Genomic DNA, 24055 nt, shown 5'->3' on the forward strand with positions numbered 1-24055 from the left:
AACCTGTTATTCTAACTATAGTGATTGAAACAAGCTTTCAATTTCATCATAATTTTTAATAGTATTTCTTAAATCAGGAGCATTCATCTTCTTAATATTAGCCTTTACAGAATAACTATCAACTCCTAAAAAAGAAAATATTCTGTCACAAACGGCTTGATGATTTTCTGACACTAATAAATCTTTTTCGTATGATACTTTTATATGAGGTATATTTTCAAGGCATTCTTTTTCCATATTGGTAAATTTTCTACGCCATAATACTGATTTTTTGAATTGAGTTGGGTCAATATATAGCTCTTTATCTTTCTTATTTTGAATATCTTCTGATTTATCTACAAACCATTTACCCAAACTAAATGCTTTGAACGACGATACATTATGTGCTAATTCATCCTCACGATGTAAAAAAATAAACTTCCATCCTTTTCTATGTAAATCTTCTAAAAGCCCCTTAACATTACTGATTTTTTGATCTGTATACAATTGGTAAATCTTAACTTTAAAACCATAAATTGATACATCTTTAGTCTCTGGCTTTCTTGAATTACTCTCAATGTATTTGTTTGGAGACAAAAAAATAGGAGACTTTTTATTTCCGAATATTTCTTGGTCGCAAAAAATTTTTGGATGTTGATTTATTAATTTTGTTAATAAAGTACTACCTGTTCTACCTTGGCCGAACACAATGAATTTAACTTTCTTTTCTGTGTTAGGGTTTTTATGATGTCTGTAGTGATATCTTTGAGAAAAAATCGATTTTAATCCGTTTTCTTTAATTAAATAATATAGTCTTCTCACTCTAAATTTTTATACTTCTATTTTAATATTTGGCTCTGTAGTTCTGTTTAAATTTCCTAAAATAATAAGGTTTCCAAAAATTTAGACATCTTAATAGAATTCTGTTGCATGTTTTTAGATTTTTCTTTCTTAGGTAATACATCATTTTAACAACAACACCCCAATTTTTATTAATGTTTGAAGCAAATAATCTATTAGTCTCTTCAAAGGTATTAATAATATCTATATCTGATGTATTTCTTAATACCGCTAGAGTGTCTCTAACCAAATACTTATGCAACTCATATTCCTGAACATCATTTAGCTTTGGTAGTATCTTTTTTATCAAGGGGATTCTATTGAAATATGATTTTATCGAGTAATGCCCCTCACTTATACGATGTTTATCAACAGCATCTCTCCTTATAAAATAATCAGGCTTTCCATCTATTTTTTTGTATCTCGGATTTTGAAGTAGCGCATGGACGTGAAACTCCCAGTCCTGAGAACTTTTAGCTTCTTCATCAAACCTTAGACTACTATTTATTAAATAGCTACGTTTCCATAAGGGTCCTGTTGTTTGCCAAACGACGTCTCCTCTGAGAAATCGGTTAAGATCATTCTCTTGAGTAAATTTATTCCACAGTCTATCAGAATCATCTATACTTTCAGTGAAAAAGGCACCTTGAAAAATCAAAAAATCGTAATCTTCAGATTCATTAATTGAATTCACTCTATTATGTAATGTTTCCTTTTGCAGAATATCGTCCGAATCTAAAAACACAACATAATCACCTTTAGCTTTTTCTAAACCTAAATTTCTACAAACAGGTGCGCCTTTTTTAGTTGTGAAATCCGATCTTAAATAATAATTTATCTGAGAAGAGGCTTTGCACACTTCCTGCATAAAACTATTGGTACCATCTGTTGAACCGTCATCTACAACAATAACTTCCCAGTTTTGGTATTTTTGATGCTTTATAGAATTTAAGGTTTCTAATAAAACGTTTTTTCTATTGTAGGTTGGAATTACTATTGAAATTAGCGGGTAACTCATGACTAATGAACAAGAGATTTAAAAAAATTAAACTCTTGTTCTTCAGAAAACTTAATTTTAACAAGATTATGTCCCTCTTCACCATGCTTTTGCAATAATAAAGCGCTTCTATAATACCCTAAAAAAGCATTGGCATGCTGCTGAATATTAAATGGCTCAATGAGATAGCCTGTTTTTTTATCAACAATAATTTCGTTAACGCCACCTACACTACCTGTTATAATAGGTATACCATAACTCATTGCCTCTATGAGTGTAACACCAAAAGCCTCTTCTTGCCCTGTAAGCAATCCTTTACAATTATGTGCTGTAAAAATACTTGCCTTTTGCATTAAGGCTTTTACTTTTTCTGAATTTACACTTCCTAAGATTTGTATTCTATCTTGATATTTTGATTTTATCTTTAGAAGTTCTACTGTTGTTCGAAGGGCTCCATCACCTGCAATTATAAGTTCTCCTTCTAAGCCCTGTTCGCAAGCTAACTCAAAAGCGTTTATTACTATATCTGCTCCTTTAAAATCTACAAGCCTACCTACATATAGTATGGTAAATTTATTTGGCAGAGGTCTTTTTTCATTTTCTTGAATACCAAAATATTTGGTTAAAACTCTATTTTCTGGAATCTTAATATCTAATAGTTTTTCCTTAGTACATTTTGAATTTGCTATAAAAAAAGCATGTTTTGAAAGCTTTAAAACCTTGGAAACGTAATCTGAACTAAAATGTTTTCTATTAGGATTAGTATGTGAGCGTAAATCCCAAGTAACATCATAACCATGACAATGTATATAAATCTTTTTTTGTGTTTGTTTTATAACATCATAAAAGCCCAAAGCAAAGTCTATATAATGAAACAATACTACGGAAGAGCTACTTTTTGTTAAAATACGCTCTAAGCGTTTCTTAATAACTTTTTTATAATCTTGCTTTTTTACTGAATTGTACAAACGATAAGATAACTCAGCTCTTGGGTCTATGGATGTTACAGGAATACCTGCAAATTTCTTTTGCTCGTAATAATCAACAACTACAATACTTTCTACTAGCGGTGAAATGAGCGCTAATTGTCTAGTAAGCCATGATTCGGATACAATATTAAGTTGTCTTACCACTACAATCATATCATCCTAAGATTTGGGTATAAGATTAACAATAGCTTTGCTATTAATCTTCTACTTGCATTATGAAAAGGTAATTTACTTAGTTTGGGGTTAAGTATATATTTTCTAATAGCTTTCTGTTCTTTGTCTGAATAATATGTATTTCTAATTTTTGGGATTTCGCCCGCACTATATTTGCTAAAGTGGGTTTCACTAAGTCCACCTTCTTCATAATAAGCTACTAAAAGATTTATTTTTTTAATACTAACACCTTTAAATATGGTTCTTAAAAACCAATCGTAATCGGCTTTAATTTTATAAGATAAATTGAAACCACCCAGTGTATCAAACACCTTTTTTTTACAGAATATGGCTTGGTGGCATATCATTTTTTGGTAAAGACTAATTTTTTCTACTTGAAAATCCGTAATACGCTCTTCTTTGGTCTTAGGATTAACATAGATAACATCTCCATAAATAATATCGGTAGGCTTAACCTCTATAGCTTTTGCTACATTTTTTAATGTGTTTTTATCATAAAACAAGTCTCCTGAGTTTAAAAAAAATACATACTCGCCACTTGCCTGCAGTAATCCCTTATTCATAGCATCATACACCCCTTTATCAGGTTCACTTATACTATGATGTATCTTAGCCTTATGATTCTCAATAATAGTTGTACTTCCATCATTACTACCACCATCAATAACAATATATTCGTAATCCTTGAAGGTTTGGCAGAAAACACTCTGCATAGATTTTTGCAAACCTGATGCATCGTTATAATTTATGGTTATAATAGAAAAAAGAGCGTTTTTTTTCATAAAATGTTATAATGAAGATATCTCATGCATATTTCAGTATCTCTACAAACAAGATTTAATATACTTTTCTACCTCAAAAAATTTTTTTTCAATGGCTTCTAATTCCTCAAAGTCTTTGTCCCACCATCTAATTTTAAGCAAATTTTCAATAGTCTCTTCCTTAAATCTGTATTTTATAATTTTGATTGGAGCGCCTACAGCTACAGCATAAGGAGGTATATCTTTGCTAACTACTGAACCAGCTCCTATTACAGCTCCATCTCCAATTGTTATGCCGTTTAAAATTGTAACATTGGCGCCAATAAAAACATCATTTCCTATTAGGTTTGAAGGAACCTCATCAATTTTATTTTGCTCAACTAAACTGTATCCATTTTGTTTTCTAACAGAATAAAACATTGGATTAGTACTGATACCATTAATAGGATGGACACCAAAGCCACAAACTAAGTTAGGACCAATGGAGCAAAACTTACCAATAGAAGTATTCATTATATATGAATTCAATGCTATATAAGTATAATCTCCTACATAAGATTTTATCACTTTATAAGGACCATTAATCCTAGATTTTTGGCTTATGCTATTTTTTTTTTGTGAATTCGTAACCATATACCAATCTATAGAGTCTTCACCTAAATGCCTTAAGTTAGGTAAGATTCTAAATAAAATTTTCTGTAATAATTTCTGAAAATAATTCAACTTGAATTTACACTATTAGTAGTTAAACATTTTTAATTCAGCAGCAGACTCATGATTAAAAAATTCTTGAAGTTCAATATTCATTTCTTTTTTATAAGAACCAGACTTACCTTTTCTAAAGAATTCAGCTCCTTGCTTTCCTGTCCATGCCTTATGTCCCATGCCACCTGTTTCTTTCACTCTGACTCTCATTTTGTCGATATGATTACCTTCAACAACCTTTCTTAATATCTCTTCTGACCTTTCTATTCCTACAAAGTCACAAACTCGCTTCAATTCATTAATAGGATTTAACAAAAGATCTTCGTATCTAACTGTAATCATCTCACAATCATAAGGATTTTCAAACCAAAGCCTAACGTGCTTGTGCCATTTTGATGGATATAGATCTTTACCATCTATAACCATTTCTCTGAGGGTAGTTTCTAAACCTCTCTTTCGATTAAAGTGATAATATGAAACTAAAGAATCTCTACCATCTCTTACAAGATATATAACTTTTCGATAATGTCTTTGTGGTAAATCATGAGACTTAAAAAAATTTATTGTCCCAAATCTTTTATAAAATTTTCTAGCATGAACATCAGGAACAATTTCTTGAGCAAGTTTATCAGGCATATATTCAGTATCAATACCATAAAGCATACCCGCAATTAATGATTGCATCCATGTATTTCCTGACTTAGGGTATCCAACAATGAATACATCTTCCTCTTTGGTTTCTGTAATTGGAATTAAAAAATCCGTTTTTGACAATTTTTTTAATTCTCTATTAGTATTCAATTCTACTAAATCAGACAAATAGGATTTAGGACTGCTTAATAAACGTAGAAAATTTTGAAAATTCATTCTTACTTATTTTATAATCCATTCTAACTTAGGTGCAACAACTCCTGGCCACTTTTCTACCATATGCGAACCATGTTGTCCAACACTTTCCACATTAAATCCTAAATAATCTATTGGTTTAGTTAAAAAGCCTATTCCTGGCTCACCTAAATGTAATTTAATAGTATAAGATGTTGAATTCAATAGATTTGGCGGTATAATCAATTTTAAATCTCCTTGATTTTTATTTATATAACACGTACTCCCAAAAGCCACTTCTCCGTTTACAGTCAATAGCTGCATAACTATCCTAGCATTACTAAATTTTACGTTTATAGAATATTTTATGTGTACAGCTATTTCTTCGTTTGATAAAAAATTCCCTCTTAACTCATCATTAGAGTTTTTTAATTCAACATTCAAAATTTGAGCTCTAGATTTATCGTCATAGTCTTGATTAAATTTGACATCAACTTTACTTGTTGAACTATCAAGATATGCATCAATGGTATCATTAATTAGACCTGAATAAGACACATTTCCATTCACTAATAACAAGCCTCTATTACATAACATTCGCATACTGCCCATATTATGACTAACAAACAGTACAGTTCTTCCTTGTCCTTCACTAACTTCTTTCATCTTACCAATAGCCTTTTTTTGGAACTCGGCATCGCCTACAGCCAAAACCTCGTCCACTACCAGGATATCTGGTTCTAAATGTGCAGCTACTGCAAAAGCCAAGCGTACATACATCCCTGAGGAGTATCTTTTTACTGGTGTATCTATATATTTAGCACAACCTGCAAAATCAACAATTTCATCAAACTTATCTGCTATTTCTTTCTTGGTCATTCCTAAAATAGCACCATTGAGGTAAATATTTTCTCTTCCTGTTAATTCTGGATGAAAGCCTGTACCTACTTCTAATAGTGACGCAATTCTACCATGACAAGTTATCTTTCCTGTAGATGGAGCTGTAACTCTGCTTAGTAATTTAAGTAAGGTAGATTTTCCGGCACCATTTTTTCCTATTATACCTAAAATCTCACCTGGTTGAACTTCAAAATTTATATCCTTTAGCGCCCACACATAATCTGAACCACCTTTTGAAGTTCTATCATTTACATCTCCAACCTTAAGATACGGATCCTCTTTGCCTCTAACCTTATACCACCAACGGTTAATATCATGAGACAAAGTACCAGTACCTACAGCACCCAATCTATATTGTTTTCCTAAATTTTCAATTTTTATAATTGGCTTATTCATACTATACTGTATCCATAAAAGTTTTTTCAACCTTATTAAAGGTCAATGTTCCTATTAGTAAAAAAACAATCATTGTAAAAAAACTGTATCCTAAATTAACCCAACTGAATTCACCTACACCTGTAAAAGCATACCTAAATGTTTCTATAATAGCACTCATTGGGTTTGCCAAAACAAGCATTTTTAGATTTTCATTATCTATTTCGCTCAAAGGGTATATTATTGGTGTAGCATACATAGCTAATTGTACAGAAAAAGCAATTAAGAATCTAAAATCTCTATACTTTGTTGTAAGTGCGGTAATAAGCAAACCTAAGCCTAAAGCTAAACCTGCTGTGATAAGAATGAGGACAGGTATTAAAAGCAAAGATACATTTGGGTTAATATTTGCATCTGTAAAAAATACATAGTAGAAATAAACGATTAAGAATAATACAAATTGCACCCCAAAAGTTAAGAGTTTAGAAACAACAATAGATAATGGTGAAATCACCCTTGGGAAATAAACTTTACCAAAAATTTTGGCATTAGCTATAAAGGTTTCTGAAGTGGTCTTTAGAGCTTCGGAAAAATAATTCCAACTTACTATTCCTGCTAAATAAAATATTGGTTGCGGAAGTCCATCGGTACTCATTTTTGCTATACCACCAAACACTACCATAAACATTATAGTTGTTAGGATGGGCTGTACAAAAAACCACAAGGGCCCAAAAATAGTTTGTTTATAAACAGCAACGAAATCTCTTCTTACAAACAAGAATAATAAATCTCTGTATCTCCAAACCTCTTTTAGGTTAAGATCCAAAAGCTTAGTTTTTGGCTCTATAACAAGCTTATAATTCTCTGGGGTTTCACTCATGTATTAAAAATATTGTGTGACTAAAATTAAAATTTTTGGTTGTTAATTTTTTACCAAAAACCAATTGTTCAACAACTCTTCTCTATTGTATAACATTGGTGCTTTGGTTTTCCAATCTAACACTGTAAAACCAGCATGCTCGCAAATGGCTTGTCCTGCAGCTGTATCCCATTCCATTGTTGGTGCAAATCTTGGGTAACAATCGGCTTTACCTTCAGCAACCATACATAATTTTAAAGAACTGCCTTTAGACATTAAGTTAACCTCACCATGTTTTTCTCGCATCTCATTTACATAAGCTTCTGTTTCTGGTGACATATGCGAACGACTTGCTACAACAGTAAAGGTTTTATCTTCCCTTTCTAATGGTAATTTGGAACCTTCCTTAACCAAATCTTCAACCGAATAGTTTCGAAGATCAACGTTTACTTTATAAGAACCGTTTTCTATTGTAGAAAAATATAGCTCACCAAGCGCTGGTACAAACACAACACCTAGTTGTGTTATTTGGTTATCAATAAGCGCAATGTTTACTGTAAATTCCCCATTACGTTTTATAAATTCTTTGGTACCATCTATAGGGTCTACAATCCAAAGTTGCTTCCAATCTTTTCGTTCTTCATAAGGCATTTCCTTACCTTCTTCGGACAATACTGGAATGTCAGTAGCTTTTAAGTGTGCTACAATAATATTGTGAGATGCTATATCAGCTTTTGTTAAAGGAGAGTCATCACCTTTTAATTCTACACCAAAATCATCAGAATTATAAATCTCTAAAATCGCTTTTCCTGCTTCTAGGGCTGCGTTAATACCGAGATGCAGTAATTCAGTGAGGCGGTGAGGTTGGGAGGTGGTGAGGCTTTTATTATTCATTTTACTTACTTAGTTTTTTGTTTAAAGCTTGTTTTAAACGGTATAGCATTTTTCTAGTTGTACTGATGTTATTTTGTAATGTATTATCGAAAGTTATATACCCTATACGTTCTGCTATTACTAACTGCGTTTCTTTTCCGCTAATGATCCTGATGCTATATTTAAAAATCGAATAAAGTCTTTTGTTGATCCTCTACTTGAACCCTCTGCAATATTTGAAGGCAAGGAAACAGCTGCTCTTCTAAGTTGAGAAGTCAATCCAAAGTTTTCAGATGCGGGAAAATCTTTAGTAAGCTTATAAATATCCTCTACTAAATTTAAGCTTAATTTATAAACTTCTAAATCTTTATGAGTCATTATTAAAATTTTAAAATTCCTATTCTAAAAACTCACCACATCATCATTTTCCAGTATCACCGCCTCATCGTACACTGCATCACAGTATCACTCTCACTGTATCACTCTCACTGTATCACTCTCACTGTATCACTCTTAAATAATCATTCCAGCACCAATAGTTTCATTGGTTTGCTCATCTATGATGATTATACTTCCTGTTTGGCGGTTTCTTTTATAAGCATCAAAAAATACCGGTTTAGCCGTTCTAATAGACATGCGTACAATATCGTTCATTTCCACCTTATCAATACCTTCGATTCTGTGTAGAGTGTTGATATCTATTTTGTACTTCAATTCTTTAACCATTGCCATACACTCATTCGTTGTATGTTTAACAACAACTTTTGTACGCGCTTGCATTGGTTTTGAACTCATCCAAGTCACCAAGGCTTCTAAATCCTGACCAACTTCTGGAACATTATTTTCTCTAACAATCATATCTCCACGACTGTTATCAATTTCATCCTCTAAGGTCATGGTTACAGACATCGGAGCAAAAGCCTCTTCAATCTGTTCGCCATCTAATTCAATGGTTTTTATAGTAGACACAAATCCTGATGGTAATGACTTTACTTTATCACCAGGTTTAAATACTCCACCATCAATTCTACCTGCAAAACCTCTGTAGTCCTGATTTTCTAAAGTATGAGGACGAATAACCGACTGAATAGGAAAACGACAATCTACCAAATTATGATCACTTGAAATATGAACTGTTTCTAAATGGTACATCAAGGTACTTCCTTTGTACCAATCCATATTTTCAGAACGATTTACCACGTTATCTCCTTTCAAAGCTGAAATAGGAATAAACTGAATATCGTTAATGGCTAACTTGGAAGAGAAAGCATTAAAATCCTTTACAATTTTATCATAAACCTCTTCACTATAATCGACTAAGTCCATTTTATTCACACACACGATAGCATGAGGAATACGTAACAAAGACGCAATAAAAGCATGACGATGTGTTTGCTCTAACATTCCTTTACGTGCATCAATAAGTATAATTGCTAGGTTAGCAGTTGATGCACCTGTTACCATATTACGCGTATATTGAATATGACCTGGCGTATCTGCAATGATAAATTTACGCTTTGGAGTAGCGAAATAGCGGTAGGCTACATCAATAGTAATACCTTGCTCACGCTCCGATTTTAAACCGTCAGTAAGTAAAGATAAATCCACATAGTCGAAACCTTTACTTTTACTCGACTCTTCTACAGCTTCTAATTGATCTTGAAAAATTGATTTACTATCATATAATAAACGTCCTATAAGTGTACTTTTTCCATCATCTACACTTCCAGCTGTTGTAAATCTTAATAATTCTATATCTTGATATTCCATTCTTTCTTTTCTAAATAATATTAAAAGTAACCTTGTTTTTTACGATCTTCCATAGCTGTTTCTGCACGTTTATCATCTGCTCTACCTCCACGTTCCGTAGTACGCGTTGTTGCGATTTCTTCTATAATTTTTTGAAGATTATCAGCTTCAGATTCTACAGCACCTGTAATTGGCATATCTCCACAAGTACGGTAACGAATAGTCATATTAACCACTTCTTCACCTTCTTTTAAAGTGATAAATTCTGAATTTGCTAATATTACACCGTCTCTAACCACACAATCACGTTGATGAGAGAAATACAATGATGGTAAATCAATATTTTCCATTTTTATATATTCCCAAACATCCATTTCTGTCCAGTTTGAAATTGGAAACACTCTAAAATGCTCACCATAATTCTTTCTACCATTAAAAAGGTTCCAAAGTTCTGGACGTTGGTTTTTAGGATCCCATTGTCCAAACTCATCCCTATGAGAAAAGAAACGTTCTTTGGCACGTGCTTTTTCTTCATCACGTCTTGCTCCACCCATAGCTGCATCAATTTTATGATCTTCTAGTGTATCTAAAAGCGATACTATTTGAAGTGAATTACGTGATGCATCAGCACCTGTTTCTTCCTTAACACGTCCTTTATCAATAGCCTCTTGCACAGATCCAACGATAAGCTTTACCCCTAAGCGCTCTACCAAAGCATCTCTAAAAGCTATAGTTTCAGGAAAATTGTGACCAGTATCGATGTGGATTAATGGAAAAGGGATTTTTGCAGGATAAAACGCTTTCTTAGCTAAATGCGTTAATAAAATAGAATCCTTTCCGCCTGAAAACAATAATGCCGGATTTTCAAACTGCGCAGCAATCTCTCTTATGACGAAAATAGCTTCGGATTCTAGTTCTCTTAAATGATTAATTACGTAATTACTCATATGATGTATTTAATTTTTCTACTATAAAATCAACAATTTGCTTAGTTGATGCTTCTATAGATTGGTCATCGGTTTTTATTTCTAAATCTGGATTTGTTGGTGCTTCATAAGGTGCAGATATCCCAGTCATGTTTTTTATTTCTCCTGCTCTTGCTTTTTTGTATAAACCTTTTACATCTCTACGTTCACATTCTTCTAAAGACGTATTCACGTAGATTTCTATAAAATTCTCTGCACCAACTATTTTTTTAATGTTTTCTCTATCTTTTATATATGGCGACACAAAAGCAGCTAGTGTTACCACACCTGCGTCAACAAATAGGTTTGCAATTTCTGCAATTCTTCTGATATTTTCCGTACGATCTTCTGGAGCAAATGTGAGGTCTTTATTAATACCTTGTCTTATATTATCTCCATCCAAAGTATATGTAGAAATGTTTTGTTTATTCAATTCTACTTCTACGAGGTTTGCTAATGTAGATTTACCAGAACCTGAAAGACCCGTAAACCATAATAGAAAAGATTTGTGCTTGTGTATTTTTTCGCGATCGGCTTTAGCGATCTTGTAGTCATGTCTAACCGTATTTAGACTCATGCTTCTTTTTCATTTTTTAGTTCGTTCAAACGTCTTCTTCTTATTCTTTGATCTAAACCATAATTAATTTGGTACCAAAGTTTTTCGTGACCAAAATACAACAACATTTTGGTAATCACCTCAGCAGCTCCAATTTTTAATCCCGTAAGTGGATTACCTGTAACGAGCCAACCCAACAACATGGTATCCAATGTACCTATACCTCTCCAAGAGAAGGTTTTTAATATATGACGCTTATTAGACGATTTTATTTTAGAATGAAACCACACGCGCTCGTGAAAATAATAGAGCACCATTTTAGTTACAAGCTCAAAAACAGCAATTTTAGACCCTACCGCAAAATCTTCAGAAATAAACCATGACAGCAACAGCGTATCTAATGTTCCAAAAAAACGCCAAGTAATGGTCTTAGCTATGTGTCGTTTACTTAGTTTCAATATTAAAATTTACAAATTAGAATAGCTTTTCTTTAATCTATTAATGACAGAATTTCAACCATTTGGATTTCTACTACTCTTTTTTTTACAAAACTAAAACAAATTGTAAAACTGCCTAGATTCTTACAAAGAATATTATTAAAGTTTAAAAACCATAAAGTCTTATAATACGTAGATTGTATTGTTAATTGAAAACTAACATTAAATTATAAATCTAAAATTACTATTTGTTCAGAATAAAAAAATGGGTTATAACTGAGGTCTACATGGATATAATATTTTTACGTAAGAAAAATCTTTCTTAAAAATACCGTTTATCTAAGATTTTTTATCATAAAATATATTACCTTTGAGCCATCCTAAACTTACTGAAACCCCTTACTTATCAATAAGATAATGTTGGTAATTTTAGATAAAACAAAATTTAAAATATGAAAAAACACTTACTTTTTTGCTTGTTGACACTCTTCATTTCTATTGTTTATAGTCAATCTACAATTGTCACAATAGACCAGTCTAATGTTATAGGTCCTACTGACACAGACAATATACCCTCAATATCATCAGTTGGATTTACAAGAGGGTCTGGTGTATCAATGACAACTAACAGTTCTGCTTTTACTACTGGGTATTGGCCAGTTGGTGGAGATATCTCCACTGCACAATCTGGAAATGATTATATCCAGTGGTCTGTAACTGCCAATTCTACTTTTGAAATTGATTTAGACGAAATTGATATCAAATTAAGAAGAAATATTAACGGCCCAAGTAATTGGCAAATTTTCTACAGTTTAGACAACTTTTCTACTGCAGGAATACCTTTAACGTCTATTCAATCTCTAGCCTCTGGTACAACGACCTCATATAATTTTCCAAGTCTTGGTATATCTTCTGGTAATTCAGGAACTATAACCTTTCGTCTTTATGCTTGGGGAGCTTCTGCCTCACTTGGTTGGTTGAGAATCATATCGGAATCTTCATGGACAGGTTCTTTAGGAATACCTAATCCTGGTGCTCGATTATTAGGATCAGTCTCGACTGCATCTACCAATAGCTTTGATTCTGATATTATAACTTCTACATTTGGTTTGTTTCCAGTTCAGCAAAACATTGATTATACTTCTTATACTGCCACATCAGGGCTTAATTTTTCTAACGCTGTTAACCTAGGTGCATTTACAATAAGAGATGGTGGAGATACTTCTGATGGAGATACAGTTGGCACTACTTTAAGCTCAATTGAATTTGAAGTAATAAATAGTGAGAACATAGCTACACTAGCAATTTTAGATTTATCTACTTTTACAATAGTCTCTGAAATCGATTCGGTTACAGATTTTACCACTTTTAGTGAATTGAACTTAAGTGCTGAAGACGGTGGAACAAGACAGTTTCTAGTATTAGGATCTTTCAAAACAACAGTAACAGATAATGAACAAGTACAACTTATTATAAATACCGTAGAATCCCCAGCTTCCGGAAGCTCTCTTTTTGCACAGGCCAATGCAGGTGGATCTGCAACTTCAATAACAGGAGATGACAACCGTATTGAAGTTACGGCAAGTCAATTTATTTTTGATCAGCAACCAACAGACGGAAACCAATATGAGGTAATGGTTCCTTTCCCAACTATTTTAGCAGTAGATTCTAATTTAAACTTAGATGTAGATTCCAATATTGCTGATTTAACTTTAACTGCATCACCTAGCGGTAGCATTATTGCAGAAAATTACTCTATGACAAATGGTTTTGCTACATTTGATAATGTTGTATTTTCTGACACAGAAAGCAATATCACATTAGTCGCAACAGGAAATTCAATTTCGGGAACTAGTGCTTCATTTAATATTAATGGTCCATTAGTAAACATCATAGAACAAAATTTTGACTCCACTACCAATTGGTCATACACAAGTGACACAGCATTCTTTGGAACAGTTTCTGATTGGGGAAACCCTATCGGTTATTTTGGAGAAATAGCATTAGCAAACGCTTCACCTTTAGACAATCCTTTATTTGATACAAATATATTTGGTGAAAACGACCTAAACGATGGGACTAATGTTTTTGCTACATTAACATTTGATAACGTTGATATAAGTAATTACTCTAATGTCCGTATTGAATTTGATTGGCAAGTTATAGGGTATGATTATGCAAGCAATGATGTACAATATAGAATTGCCACAAATGGATCAGATTTTAGTGGTAGTTGGGTTTTTGTTTTTGATGGTGATACTGTTACTATTGATGGATCTGGACGTGTGAAAATTGATATTCCTAATGAAACCACAAGTGTTGCACTTCAAATAAGATTAAAAAACAATAGGGATACAGGATATTCTGGTTTTGACAATTTCAGAGTAGTAAGTGAATTTGATGGTCTTATATACACTAACGAAGATGGCTGGGCAAACAATATTGAACCAAACGAAACAACAGGAGCTTTTGATGCTTTAGTCATTGATGGTAACTATGATGTTTCCGGTGATGTACAATTAAATAATCTAATTGTAAATGAAGGTGCTACAACAACTGTTGGTTTTGGACAATCTATGACGCTTATTTCAAGTTTGACGAATCGTGGTAATGTTGAATTAAACTCTATAAGCAACAACTATTCTAGTTTAATTGTTAATGGCACTGTAGAGAATGATATTATATATAATCGTTTTGTGAACCAATTAGCAGCGCCTGGAACTACATCTGGTGATAACGACCTTATTTCACCTCCTGTAACTAATGCTTCTCAAACTTTTTTAGCATTTAGAACTACCAATCCTGATTTAGCATCAGGTACTATAGATGGTCAGCCAGCATTTTTATTCGGCCCATTTGATAATGAAACTAATTCTTATGTTATCTACACACCTGCTGATGATTCTGAAATATTAGAGTCTGGCATAGGCTACAGAACAGCTTCAGATACACCATCTGGATCTACTTTTGAATTTTCTGGCTCTGTGCTAACAGATATCAAATCAATTCCTATTTCTCAGGGTTCATCTAGTATATTTAACCTTATAGGAAACCCTTACCCTTCATACGTTACGCTTTCTGGATTCTTAGCGAGTAACAGTAGTGAATTTGAAGTTGAAACTTCTGGTATATATGGCTATAATGGTAATGCTTCACCTGCAAATCATTACACCATATGGAACCAAGCGTATTCTGATATGAATCCAAATGCTAAAATAGCTCCTGGACAAGGGTTCTATGTATCGTCTAAACCTGAAGGTGGAACTATAACTTTTGACCCTTCTATGCGAACTAATGGTACAAGCGACGACTTTATAGCGGGAAGATCTTCTTCTGAACAAAATTTAGCTTTTGTTAAGCTAAAACTTTCAAAAGAAAATAATTTCTATAGTACCGATCTTTATTTTAACAACAACGCTTCGTTAGGTCTGGATAATGGTTATGACACAGCAATGTTTGGTAACGTAACACCTAGCTTCGCACTTTATTCTCATCTTGTTGAAAATAATACAGGTAAAGATATGGCTGTACAAACAGTTAGTTTTACGGATTTGAACAATGTTACTATTCCTTTAGGAGTTAACCTTGCGCAAGGAGAACAAGCTACAATCAGTATCGCTGAGGAAATTGTACCTGATGATGCTACTATTATATTAGAAGACAATATAACTAACACGTTCACAAACTTAAAAGATGGTGATTACACATTTACACCATCCACAACTTTAACAGAAACTGGTCGTTTTTACATACATATGTCTCGCGAATCACTTAGCACGACAGAAAACATATTGAATGGATTAGAAATTTATACGGAATCTAATCCTAAAACTATAACTATTAAAGGTCAGTTAGATAGTAACACAACCTTTAACCTTTACGATATACAAGGTCGTTTGGTAAATTCTCAAGCATTAACTACCAAAAGTAACGAACAGAGAATAGATGTTTCTGATCTAACATCTGGTGTTTATGTAGTACAATTACAAAATACAACAAGTAATAGAACTCAAAAAGTGATTTTAAGATAGTAAAATCACAACTCTCAACAATTATAAGCGCATCCTTAACAGATGCGCTTTTTTATTTTATATAACTGAATAGAATTATTCATTTCTCAAAAACTTATCCTTAAAATTCACAACTTAACAAAAAGTAAACATAGGTAATGGAAACTTAACCTTATTTAACGTGAGAAAATTCTCTGTTTACTATATTTGTCACCCCCTTGTAATCAAACACTTAGCCTAGATTTTACATATTTAAGACAAAGAACATTTAACTAATGTTGTTTAGTAATATTTTGTAGCTTTTTTCTTAAAAGGTCTCATTCTGAATATTTTAATCAGCATGCTAAAATTAACTTAATTGCATATGAAAAATTTTTACAGCTTCTTATTTGCACTTTTAATAAGTGGTTTAGGCTTTGGGCAAGTAATTGAAAACTTTGACTTCAATTTTGGAACTTCTTATAGTAACTATGTTCATAATGACTTTCAAATCATTAATGGCCTTAGCGAAAGCTCATCTAATTCTTTGGGTTCAACCGGGAGATCGGTTAGGCTAAGAAACTCAGGAAGTCCAAGCCTAGAATATATTGGACCAGACGGTAATGGATTAGACGGCGGGGTAGGTACTATATCTTTTTGGTACAGGCATTGGGACGGGAGCCCTGCCATATCTACAATAAATATTGAGTATAGCATTGATAATGGCAATTATATAAATATAGGAACTATAAATAATTTTAGCAGCACTACATATTCTCAATTTTCTTATACATTAAATAACACTTCTGAAAATATTAAAGTCAGAATAACTTCTTCTGGTGAAGAACGTTTCATAATAGATCAATTTGAGATTACAGCACCTACTAGTGGCCCCAGTAATCCAGACACTTTCTCTGCTTCACCAAGCTCTTCAACACAGATAGATTTAGCTTACGATGATAATACCAGTGAAGATAACGTTATCATTCTATTTAACACTGACAATGCATTTACAACTCCTAGTGGTGCACCAACAGCTGTTGGGACTTCTTTTGCTGGCGGAACGATTTTAGTGAACAGCAATGGCACAGGCACATACAATCATACTGGATTATCCGAAAACACTACCTATTATTATATGGCTTACTCTTATGATGGAGCTGAATATTCAACAGGTTTAAGTGGTGAGGCTACTACTCCATGTTCAGCAATTTCTTCATTTCCTTTTACTGAAGGGTTTGAAAGCGGAGTACCTCCAACATGTTGGACATCTTACAGAGGAACAAACAATGAAGGGACATCTGAAGATTGGACTTCTAGTTCTGATGCTAATTCTGGTTCAGTAGCAGCCGTTGTATCTGATGAAAACGCAGGTGTGGAAACGGAGGATTGGCTTGTTACTTCTCCCTTAGACTTATCTGTATTATCTAATACCACATTGAGCTTTTATTCTAAAAATTCATATGATAATGATTACGGAACAGAATACTCTATAAGGGTATCAACTACCTCACAAACTGATCACGGAAGTTTTAGTGTAGTAGAAACTTATACTGAAACTGACTTTAATAATGTTGCTTACACACAACAGATTGTTGACTTAAGTGCTTATGATGGACAAACCATATACATTGCTTTTGTACAAACCCAAAACTGGGGTGATTCATGGTATTTGGACGATATTGAAGTATATGAAGCCATAAGCTCAGATAATGATTCTGAAGTTTATGAGTCAAGCCCACAGATAAGCGCCACTAGTATAGTTGCCGCAGATGTAACCACAAGCGGTTCTTCAGAAGATGTTTTTAGTTTTATAATTGAAGATTTTGGAACATCCGACGGCTTACCAACAAATGTAACTACTATGCGCTTTGTACCAGGTGCAAATAACTCTACAGACTGGAGTAATGCTATCGCTGGAATTACTCTGTATGATGAGAACCTTGTAGACTATACACCTTTTACAACCATTACAGATACAGAAATTATCTTGAATTTTGCTTCACCGATTGTTATCGCTAATGGCACAGCTTTAGAGTTTTTCTTAGGGATTTATTTAAACACAACTAATATCATAGATAACTCAGTAATTCAAGTTCAAATAAATGAAAGCTCTAGTGGATTTTCATCTGATAATTCTGGTTCTGGATTCTCAGATCCATTCCTTCTTGGTGATATTATTGGAAACAACATTACTATCGATGTAGAAGCAACTGAGATCATTTTTTCAGAGCAACCAACTGAGACCATTGTTAACGAAATAATGGACTCTGTTTCCATTACAGCTGTTGACACTAATGGTAATGTTGATTTGGGGTACACCTCTGACATTTCTGTAACTTCAACTGGTACTTTAAGCAGCACTCCTGTTACTGTAGCTGCGGCAAATGGAGTAGCTACTTTTTCAAACTTAACACATACTGCAACAGGAACCGCTTTAACACTTACGGCTTCCGATGACTTATTTACAGATGTTGTAAGTGAAGCTTTTAATATTATTGAAGTTCCTGTAGGCGCTACCGATTTATTTATATCAGAATACATTGAAGGTTCAGCAAGTAATAAATATATAGAAATATACAATGGCACAGGTGCAAATGTAATTCTAACGGATTATTCTGTTGAACTCTATTCAAATGGAGCTACGTCACCTACCAATACAGAAGATTTCACATCTGGTTTTCCTTCTACTTTAGCTGATGGAGAAGTGATAGTATTAAGAAACAACTCCGCAAACATACATGGTTCTCTAACTACATATACCTCTACAGTTGTTAACTTTAATGGTAATGATGCTATTGTTTTAAAACATAACGGAACAATAATAGATATATTTGGTAATATTGGCTGTGATCCTGGAAGCTATTGGAGTGGCAGTAGCAACACTACCCAAGATGAGACTTTAATTAGAAACTCAAATATCTGTGGTGGCATATTAAATGATTCGGGTTCAAATTGTCCTTTCTCTACTTTGGATAGTGAATGGACCAGTTTTCCACAAGATGACGTAAGCAATTTAGGTGTTCATACTGCAAATTGTGGCCCAACCACATACACCTATAATGACGGAGTATGGTCACCAAGTAATCCTGATGGCACTTCTACGGCATCAGAAAATATTGTTATAGAATCTGGTAATGCTACAATTTCTTCAGACACAAACATAAATTCTATCACTGTAAATCCAGGCGCAGGTTTAACCATAGATAGTGAAGTTATATTAACTGTGAACGACGTCTTACTTTTAGAATCAACCTCAACGAGTTACTCTAGTTTAATTGTGAATGGTACCGTAACTGGTACGGTTAATTATTCTCGTTATATAAACAGTGCTGCTGAATCAGGAACAACAACTGGAGATAATGATTTAATTAGCGCTCCACTAACGGGACAAACTTTCGGTGATTTCAAAACCGCCAACCCTAACATACTATCAGGTACTATTGGAGATGTTGGTCCTTACTATTTATTTGGTCCCTTTGATACTTCTAATAATGAATATGTGCTTTATTACGATACTGATAACGATGCTTCTACTCTAGATGCTGGAGTAGGTTACAGAACAGGCTCTAATGGAGGTGGTCCATACACTTTTACTGGTAATGTTGAAACTACGGATGTTACGGTTTCTATCCAAAACGAAACACAAAGCAACTGGAACTTAATCGGAAACCCTTACCCTTCTTACATTTCACTAAGTGACTTCTTAACAGAAAACTCATCTCTATTTGACACCTATAGTTCTGGTGTTTATGGTTATAATGGAGCAGATTCCAACCCTTGGGTGGTATGGAATAATGCCTATGCGTTAGCAAACCCTGGTGCTGTTATTGCACCTGGTCAAGGGTTTTATGTATCATCTCTAAACGAAAATAGCATGGTAACTTTTAACTCAACATCTAGAACTTTTGGTAGTACTGATGATTTCATCGCTGGTAGAAGTACTGAAACTGTAAGTAACATAACCTTATCGTTGAGTAATAACTCATCATCATTCTCCACCGATTTTTATTTTACTGAGTTCTCTACTCAAGGTCTTGACCCTGGTTATGATTCTAGTCTTTACTCAAGCACAATACCTTCTTTCGCAATTTATTCACATCTTGTGACTGACAATACAGGTATTCCTATGGCTATACAATCTTTAGGTGAAACAGATTACAATAATGTTACTATACCTTTGGGTGTAAACGCTAATCAAGGAGAGCAGATTACATTTAGCATTACAACAAATACAATACCTGCTAATATTGATATTTATTTAGAAGATACCGTTGAAAACACCTCAACATTACTGACCTATGGAGATTATACCTTAACTCCTAACACAACACTTAATGGCACAGGTCGATTCTTCTTAAATTTTGTTAATTCTACACTATCTACAATAAATAATGATTTAGAAACTCTTAATATTTATACTAATCAAGGTGATGACACCATTGTTATCCAAGGTCAATTAACGAAAAAAACCACTGTAAACATTTATGATATACAGGGTAGAATAATACAAACTACTCAACTATTAAACACTAAAAATTCCCAAAGTATAGATGCTAGCAGTTTAAGTAACGGTGTGTATATTGTTGAACTCAACAATAATTCACAAACTAAAACTCAAAAAGTAATTTTAAGATAAAAGAATTTAATAAAAAGTCCATGATAAGAAAAGAGTACTATAAATTGGTGCTCTTTTTTTACTTAAAATTATCTCATAATTTTTTACTAGTATAAATAAGGGTGATATTTTTCAGTTATGAACAACAATTAACTGTTACAGTTATTCCCTTTTATACTATGACAAAGAGTAGAAAAGTAAAACATATACCTAATAAAACTTCCGTTGTAAAATATTAGAGACCTTAGAGAAAAGATAATACGTTTAAACTTTTTTTAATAAAAAACCCTATCTTTAAACAAGTTAAGAAATTTAATTTATTGTAAACCTTTTTCATATTTACTTTAAAAACTGAATTATTTTGTTAAATTTGAATCAAATTTAGGCCATATCCATGAAGAAAGAAAATAACCTAGATAAAATTACTCGTAAAGAAGCTATTAGCAAAATGGGCAAATATGCTGCATTGACCGCTATTGGTACGTTTGTAGTTTTAAATCCTCTTAAGGCAGCTCAATCATCAACACCTCCAGATGATACAGGTGGGAACCCTTTTGATTAATAATCACATTTTGCATTGAATAATAGCCTATCACCAACATATAAAAGAATGTTTGGTGACTTTTGTGTTTTATGGTATCAATCTTCCAATACCTACAGTATTGTTGATTACTCGTTCAATACGATACTGGAACTTTACCTACAGTCTGAAAACATTGAAGACTTTGCCTCCTATCTTCAAAGCGAAAACTTAGACATCAAATCAATTATTGAAACAATCAATAATTATCTTAAGAGTTGCAACACTGTATCTTTTTCAGCTTCTAAAACTTCAATAGATTTTAATAATACCAAAAGAAACTTCAAACGGTTTTACAAAATCAATAAATTGATGATTCAGATAAACTACGATTCTGAATTAGTATTAAAAACCATTCATCCGTCTTTATCTCATCTAGAAATAAAAGAAACAAATGATATTCCTAATACCGTTTTCGATTTTTTTTTACAAGATGGTGAACTCCACTTATTTAAAAATAAAAAATGGGTAATCTCTTCTCCAAAAAGAGCGTATCATATTATACAAGGTAAGTTTGCCATCCAATTACTTTGTAGTATTTACGACCTTGAAGAGGCTGATTGGATTGGTACTTTTCATGGCTCTACAATTACCGATAATGATTCTTCTGTTCTATTTGTTGGAGAATCTGGTAAAGGAAAAAGTACCCTATGTGCCATATTATGTGCTTCTGGCTTTAATTTAGTTGCGGACGATGTTTCACCTTTGAGATCTGAAGACAAATATATTTATGCTAACCCATCAGCGCTTTCAATAAAGGAAGGTTCTTTTGAGGTTCTTAAAAATATAGTACCTGATTTTGATAATCTGCCAATTACAGAATTCAACAAGTCTAAAGGGCAAATCAAGTACATACCATTCACTCCTCCTCAAAAAGATTGTTACCCCTGCAAGGCCATTGTTTCTGTAAATTATACTAAAGGTTCCGATACTATTTTGGAAGAAATATCTATGAAAGAGGTTTTAGAAACAATAATTCCTGAATCTTGGGTTTCACACAATACAATTCATGCTAAACAATTTTTAGATTGGTTGGAAAATGTAGAATTTTATAAATTACATTACAGTGATAATCAGAGCGTCATTAAAGAAATTTCAAGTCTATTCAAAAGCTTGAGATAAGTAAGGTACTCTTTATTAGAAAAATCATATATGGGTAATCTAGCTAAAACTTATAAAATCATTGCGGATATCTTAGCTACTGAATCTAATGAATCTAGTTTAGCCCTTGAATTTTCAAACCCAAACTTTGATTGGGACAGTATTGTTGTTAAAGGTAGTCAACAAGTAGTATTACCAACAATATATTGTAGGTTAAAAGACAAAAAACTTCTATCCTATTTACCTGAAGAGTTACAAAGCTATTTAGAATATATAACAAACATAAACAGAAATAGAAACGTAACCTTACTAAAGCAGATAAAATCAATATCACAAATTTTAAATCAACATAGTATTGAACACGTTTTCTTAAAAGGTGCAGCATTATTAGCTTCAGGGTACTATAAAGATAATGCTGAACGTATGGTTGGTGATATAGATATTTTAGTAAAAAAGCATCAAATATTAGAAGCTTTTGATTTATTAAAAAACAATGGATACAATAAAACCTCTGGTTTTGCTTACGACAATAAAGATTTTAGGCACCTAGACAGATTAATTTCAGAAAAAGAGCTTGCTGCCATAGAGTTACATAGTGAGTTGCTAGAAAATCCTAATAGAGATTTGATAGACTTAGATTCTGTCTTTAACAGTAAAAAAATAGTAAACAACATCACTATTCCAAATGATTACTACATAAATAAACATCAAATTATAGCCTGGCAAACAAATAATTATGGCTATTATTTTAGATCCATAAGTTTCAAATTATTTTATGACAGTATTGTTTTAAATGCTTTTTCTGACAAAGAATTAATATCTGATTTATTTGAAACTAAATTTGGGCAAGGTTACTTAGCTACTGCAAAATTTTATTTTCAAGCTTTCTCGTCTGTAAATTGCAACTCATTTATGGAGTCTTATACCGAAAGTCACAATAATTATGTAGAAAAAAAAATATTTAGAAAAGTTTTAAAACCAGCTAAATACGCTTATTTAAATATAAAGAAGAGGCTGATTTTGATTGTAAACAACGTATCTTACCGAAAACATATCTTAAATTTGAGATTTCTTTTTAAGAAATAGCTGATTTTACATAGAATATACTATTTTTGAATCTATTAAAGACGAATTTCTAATTCAGAAAAAACATGAAAAGAACACTTCTCACACTTTTTATTTCTTGCTTTACTTTGATATCTATAGCACAATCTGTAAGATCTATAGATAGAAATGAATGGCTGTTTTCAGTAGGCTTAAATACCGTAAACTCATTAGGAACTCGTAACCCTGTTGAAGGAATTGGGGATTGGGGCTATCGCTTTCCTTTAACATTTGGATTTGAAACTAAATGGTTTGATGTCTTTTCTATAGAAGCTGTCTTTAGTGTCAATGGTGTTGCTGCAAACCAAAGATTAGACGCCGCAGGACCACCAAAAGAAGATTTAACTTATGTTGCTATAGATACTAATCTTAAATATTACTTTGGTGAATATATATTCCCAAGGACTGATTGGTTAGATTTTTATGTTGCTGGTGGAGTTGGTCTTTTTGTTTTTGATGACACAAATATGTCTTTCAACTTCGGAGGAGGAGCTACGCTTTGGTTAAACAGAAGAAAAACTATAGGTTTTAAACCTCAAGCAATGGCTAAATTTGGTTTAAACAGTAGTAAAGAAAGTTATGAATATCCTAATAACCATTTCCAATATAGTTTAATGGCTGTATTTGTATTGTAAGATTTCTAAAAAGATATTTGAAAAGCTTCATATTCATTTATGAA

Annotated in this window: 20 protein-coding genes; 6 read left to right on the top strand and 14 right to left on the bottom strand. The window is 32.7% G+C overall.

The genetic code is table 11. The features are described 5' to 3' along the window. Positions 1-15 precede the first annotated feature (15 nt). The 14 genes from AC2H4K_RS04335 to AC2H4K_RS04400 form a co-directional block, all read right to left on the bottom strand. Positions 16-801: a sulfotransferase family protein gene (locus tag AC2H4K_RS04335; protein ID WP_281138563.1), complete on the bottom strand. Its 786-nt coding sequence runs from the start codon at positions 799-801 to the stop codon at positions 16-18. Positions 802-823: 22 nt separating this feature from the next. After that, positions 824-1837 (bottom strand): glycosyltransferase family 2 protein, encoded by a 1014-nt coding sequence (locus AC2H4K_RS04340; protein ID WP_493742889.1) that lies wholly within the window; start codon positions 1835-1837, stop codon positions 824-826. A gap of 2 nt (positions 1838-1839) precedes the next feature. Next, positions 1840-2958: a glycosyltransferase family 4 protein gene (locus tag AC2H4K_RS04345; protein ID WP_281138565.1), complete on the bottom strand. Its 1119-nt coding sequence runs from the start codon at positions 2956-2958 to the stop codon at positions 1840-1842. Then, positions 2955-3761 carry a glycosyltransferase family 2 protein gene (locus AC2H4K_RS04350; protein WP_493742890.1) on the bottom strand — a complete coding sequence of 269 codons (807 nt, stop codon included), beginning with the start codon at positions 3759-3761 and terminating at the stop codon, positions 2955-2957. The genes AC2H4K_RS04345 and AC2H4K_RS04350 overlap by 4 nt, the downstream gene beginning before the upstream one ends. A gap of 42 nt (positions 3762-3803) precedes the next feature. Continuing rightward, positions 3804-4463 (bottom strand): CatB-related O-acetyltransferase, encoded by a 660-nt coding sequence (locus AC2H4K_RS04355; RefSeq protein WP_493742891.1) that lies wholly within the window; start codon positions 4461-4463, stop codon positions 3804-3806. A 15-nt stretch (positions 4464-4478) separates the two neighbouring features. Next, complete coding sequence (locus AC2H4K_RS04360) at positions 4479-5312, bottom strand: sulfotransferase domain-containing protein (protein WP_493742892.1); 834 nt, start codon at positions 5310-5312, stop codon at positions 4479-4481. A gap of 6 nt (positions 5313-5318) precedes the next feature. Next, positions 5319-6566 carry an ABC transporter ATP-binding protein gene (locus tag AC2H4K_RS04365; protein WP_493742893.1) on the bottom strand — a complete coding sequence of 416 codons (1248 nt, stop codon included), beginning with the start codon at positions 6564-6566 and terminating at the stop codon, positions 5319-5321. A 1-nt stretch (position 6567) separates the two neighbouring features. After that, positions 6568-7425: an ABC transporter permease gene (locus AC2H4K_RS04370; RefSeq protein WP_281138570.1), complete on the bottom strand. Its 858-nt coding sequence runs from the start codon at positions 7423-7425 to the stop codon at positions 6568-6570. Positions 7426-7467: 42 nt separating this feature from the next. Then, entirely contained in the window at positions 7468-8298 is an 831-nt protein-coding gene (cysQ, locus tag AC2H4K_RS04375; protein ID WP_493742894.1) for a 3'(2'),5'-bisphosphate nucleotidase CysQ, read from the bottom strand. A gap of 120 nt (positions 8299-8418) precedes the next feature. After that, the gene (locus tag AC2H4K_RS04380) at positions 8419-8655 is read right to left on the bottom strand and encodes a four helix bundle protein (protein WP_493742895.1); all 237 of its coding nucleotides are present in this window, start codon (positions 8653-8655) and stop codon (positions 8419-8421) included. 135 nt (positions 8656-8790) lie between these two features. Beyond that, complete coding sequence (locus tag AC2H4K_RS04385; protein WP_493742896.1) at positions 8791-10047, bottom strand: sulfate adenylyltransferase subunit 1; 1257 nt, start codon at positions 10045-10047, stop codon at positions 8791-8793. A 20-nt stretch (positions 10048-10067) separates the two neighbouring features. After that, positions 10068-10973 (bottom strand): sulfate adenylyltransferase subunit CysD, encoded by a 906-nt coding sequence (gene cysD / locus AC2H4K_RS04390; RefSeq protein ID WP_493742897.1) that lies wholly within the window; start codon positions 10971-10973, stop codon positions 10068-10070. Then, entirely contained in the window at positions 10966-11568 is a 603-nt protein-coding gene (gene cysC, locus AC2H4K_RS04395; RefSeq protein ID WP_281138574.1) for an adenylyl-sulfate kinase, read from the bottom strand. The genes cysD and cysC overlap by 8 nt, the downstream gene beginning before the upstream one ends. Continuing rightward, entirely contained in the window at positions 11565-12005 is a 441-nt protein-coding gene (locus AC2H4K_RS04400; protein WP_281138575.1) for a DUF2061 domain-containing protein, read from the bottom strand. The genes cysC and AC2H4K_RS04400 overlap by 4 nt, the downstream gene beginning before the upstream one ends. 431 nt (positions 12006-12436) lie before the next feature. Between AC2H4K_RS04400 and AC2H4K_RS04405 the strand changes: the two genes are divergently transcribed. From AC2H4K_RS04405 to AC2H4K_RS04430, 6 genes are all read left to right on the top strand, one after another. Continuing rightward, on the top strand, positions 12437-16015 hold the full coding sequence (locus AC2H4K_RS04405) for a T9SS type A sorting domain-containing protein (protein ID WP_281138576.1): 3579 nt from the start codon (positions 12437-12439) through the stop codon (positions 16013-16015). Positions 16016-16358: 343 nt separating this feature from the next. Next, positions 16359-20612 carry a T9SS-dependent choice-of-anchor J family protein gene (locus tag AC2H4K_RS04410; protein ID WP_281138577.1) on the top strand — a complete coding sequence of 1418 codons (4254 nt, stop codon included), beginning with the start codon at positions 16359-16361 and terminating at the stop codon, positions 20610-20612. A 373-nt stretch (positions 20613-20985) separates the two neighbouring features. Then, entirely contained in the window at positions 20986-21153 is a 168-nt protein-coding gene (locus AC2H4K_RS04415; protein WP_281138578.1) for a hypothetical protein, read from the top strand. A gap of 15 nt (positions 21154-21168) precedes the next feature. After that, the gene (locus tag AC2H4K_RS04420; protein WP_493742898.1) at positions 21169-22293 is read left to right on the top strand and encodes a hypothetical protein; all 1125 of its coding nucleotides are present in this window, start codon (positions 21169-21171) and stop codon (positions 22291-22293) included. A gap of 30 nt (positions 22294-22323) precedes the next feature. Continuing rightward, entirely contained in the window at positions 22324-23358 is a 1035-nt protein-coding gene (locus AC2H4K_RS04425) for a nucleotidyltransferase family protein (RefSeq protein ID WP_493742899.1), read from the top strand. Between the two features lie 65 nt (positions 23359-23423). Then, positions 23424-24011: a hypothetical protein gene (locus AC2H4K_RS04430; RefSeq protein ID WP_493742900.1), complete on the top strand. Its 588-nt coding sequence runs from the start codon at positions 23424-23426 to the stop codon at positions 24009-24011. The last annotated feature ends 44 nt before the right edge of the window (positions 24012-24055 follow it).

It is taken from the genome of Winogradskyella sp. 266wxhm (genome assembly GCF_058964685.1).

Coding starts and splice junctions, on each gene's coding strand:
- AC2H4K_RS04340 (WP_493742889.1), bottom strand. CDS start 1,837: ATGAGTTACCCGCTAATTTCAATAGTAATTCCAACCTACAATAGAAAA.
- AC2H4K_RS04345 (WP_281138565.1), bottom strand. CDS start 2,958: ATGATTGTAGTGGTAAGACAACTTAATATTGTATCCGAATCATGGCTT.
- AC2H4K_RS04350 (WP_493742890.1), bottom strand. CDS start 3,761: ATGAAAAAAAACGCTCTTTTTTCTATTATAACCATAAATTATAACGAT.
- AC2H4K_RS04360 (WP_493742892.1), bottom strand. CDS start 5,312: ATGAATTTTCAAAATTTTCTACGTTTATTAAGCAGTCCTAAATCCTAT.
- AC2H4K_RS04365 (WP_493742893.1), bottom strand. CDS start 6,566: ATGAATAAGCCAATTATAAAAATTGAAAATTTAGGAAAACAATATAGA.
- AC2H4K_RS04370 (WP_281138570.1), bottom strand. CDS start 7,425: ATGAGTGAAACCCCAGAGAATTATAAGCTTGTTATAGAGCCAAAAACT.
- cysQ (WP_493742894.1), bottom strand. CDS start 8,298: ATGAATAATAAAAGCCTCACCACCTCCCAACCTCACCGCCTCACTGAA.
- AC2H4K_RS04380 (WP_493742895.1), bottom strand. CDS start 8,655: ATGACTCATAAAGATTTAGAAGTTTATAAATTAAGCTTAAATTTAGTA.
- AC2H4K_RS04385 (WP_493742896.1), bottom strand. CDS start 10,047: ATGGAATATCAAGATATAGAATTATTAAGATTTACAACAGCTGGAAGT.
- cysD (WP_493742897.1), bottom strand. CDS start 10,973: ATGAGTAATTACGTAATTAATCATTTAAGAGAACTAGAATCCGAAGCT.
- cysC (WP_281138574.1), bottom strand. CDS start 11,568: ATGAGTCTAAATACGGTTAGACATGACTACAAGATCGCTAAAGCCGAT.
- AC2H4K_RS04405 (WP_281138576.1), top strand. CDS start 12,437: ATGAAAAAACACTTACTTTTTTGCTTGTTGACACTCTTCATTTCTATT.
- AC2H4K_RS04410 (WP_281138577.1), top strand. CDS start 16,359: ATGAAAAATTTTTACAGCTTCTTATTTGCACTTTTAATAAGTGGTTTA.
- AC2H4K_RS04415 (WP_281138578.1), top strand. CDS start 20,986: ATGAAGAAAGAAAATAACCTAGATAAAATTACTCGTAAAGAAGCTATT.
- AC2H4K_RS04425 (WP_493742899.1), top strand. CDS start 22,324: ATGGGTAATCTAGCTAAAACTTATAAAATCATTGCGGATATCTTAGCT.
- AC2H4K_RS04430 (WP_493742900.1), top strand. CDS start 23,424: ATGAAAAGAACACTTCTCACACTTTTTATTTCTTGCTTTACTTTGATA.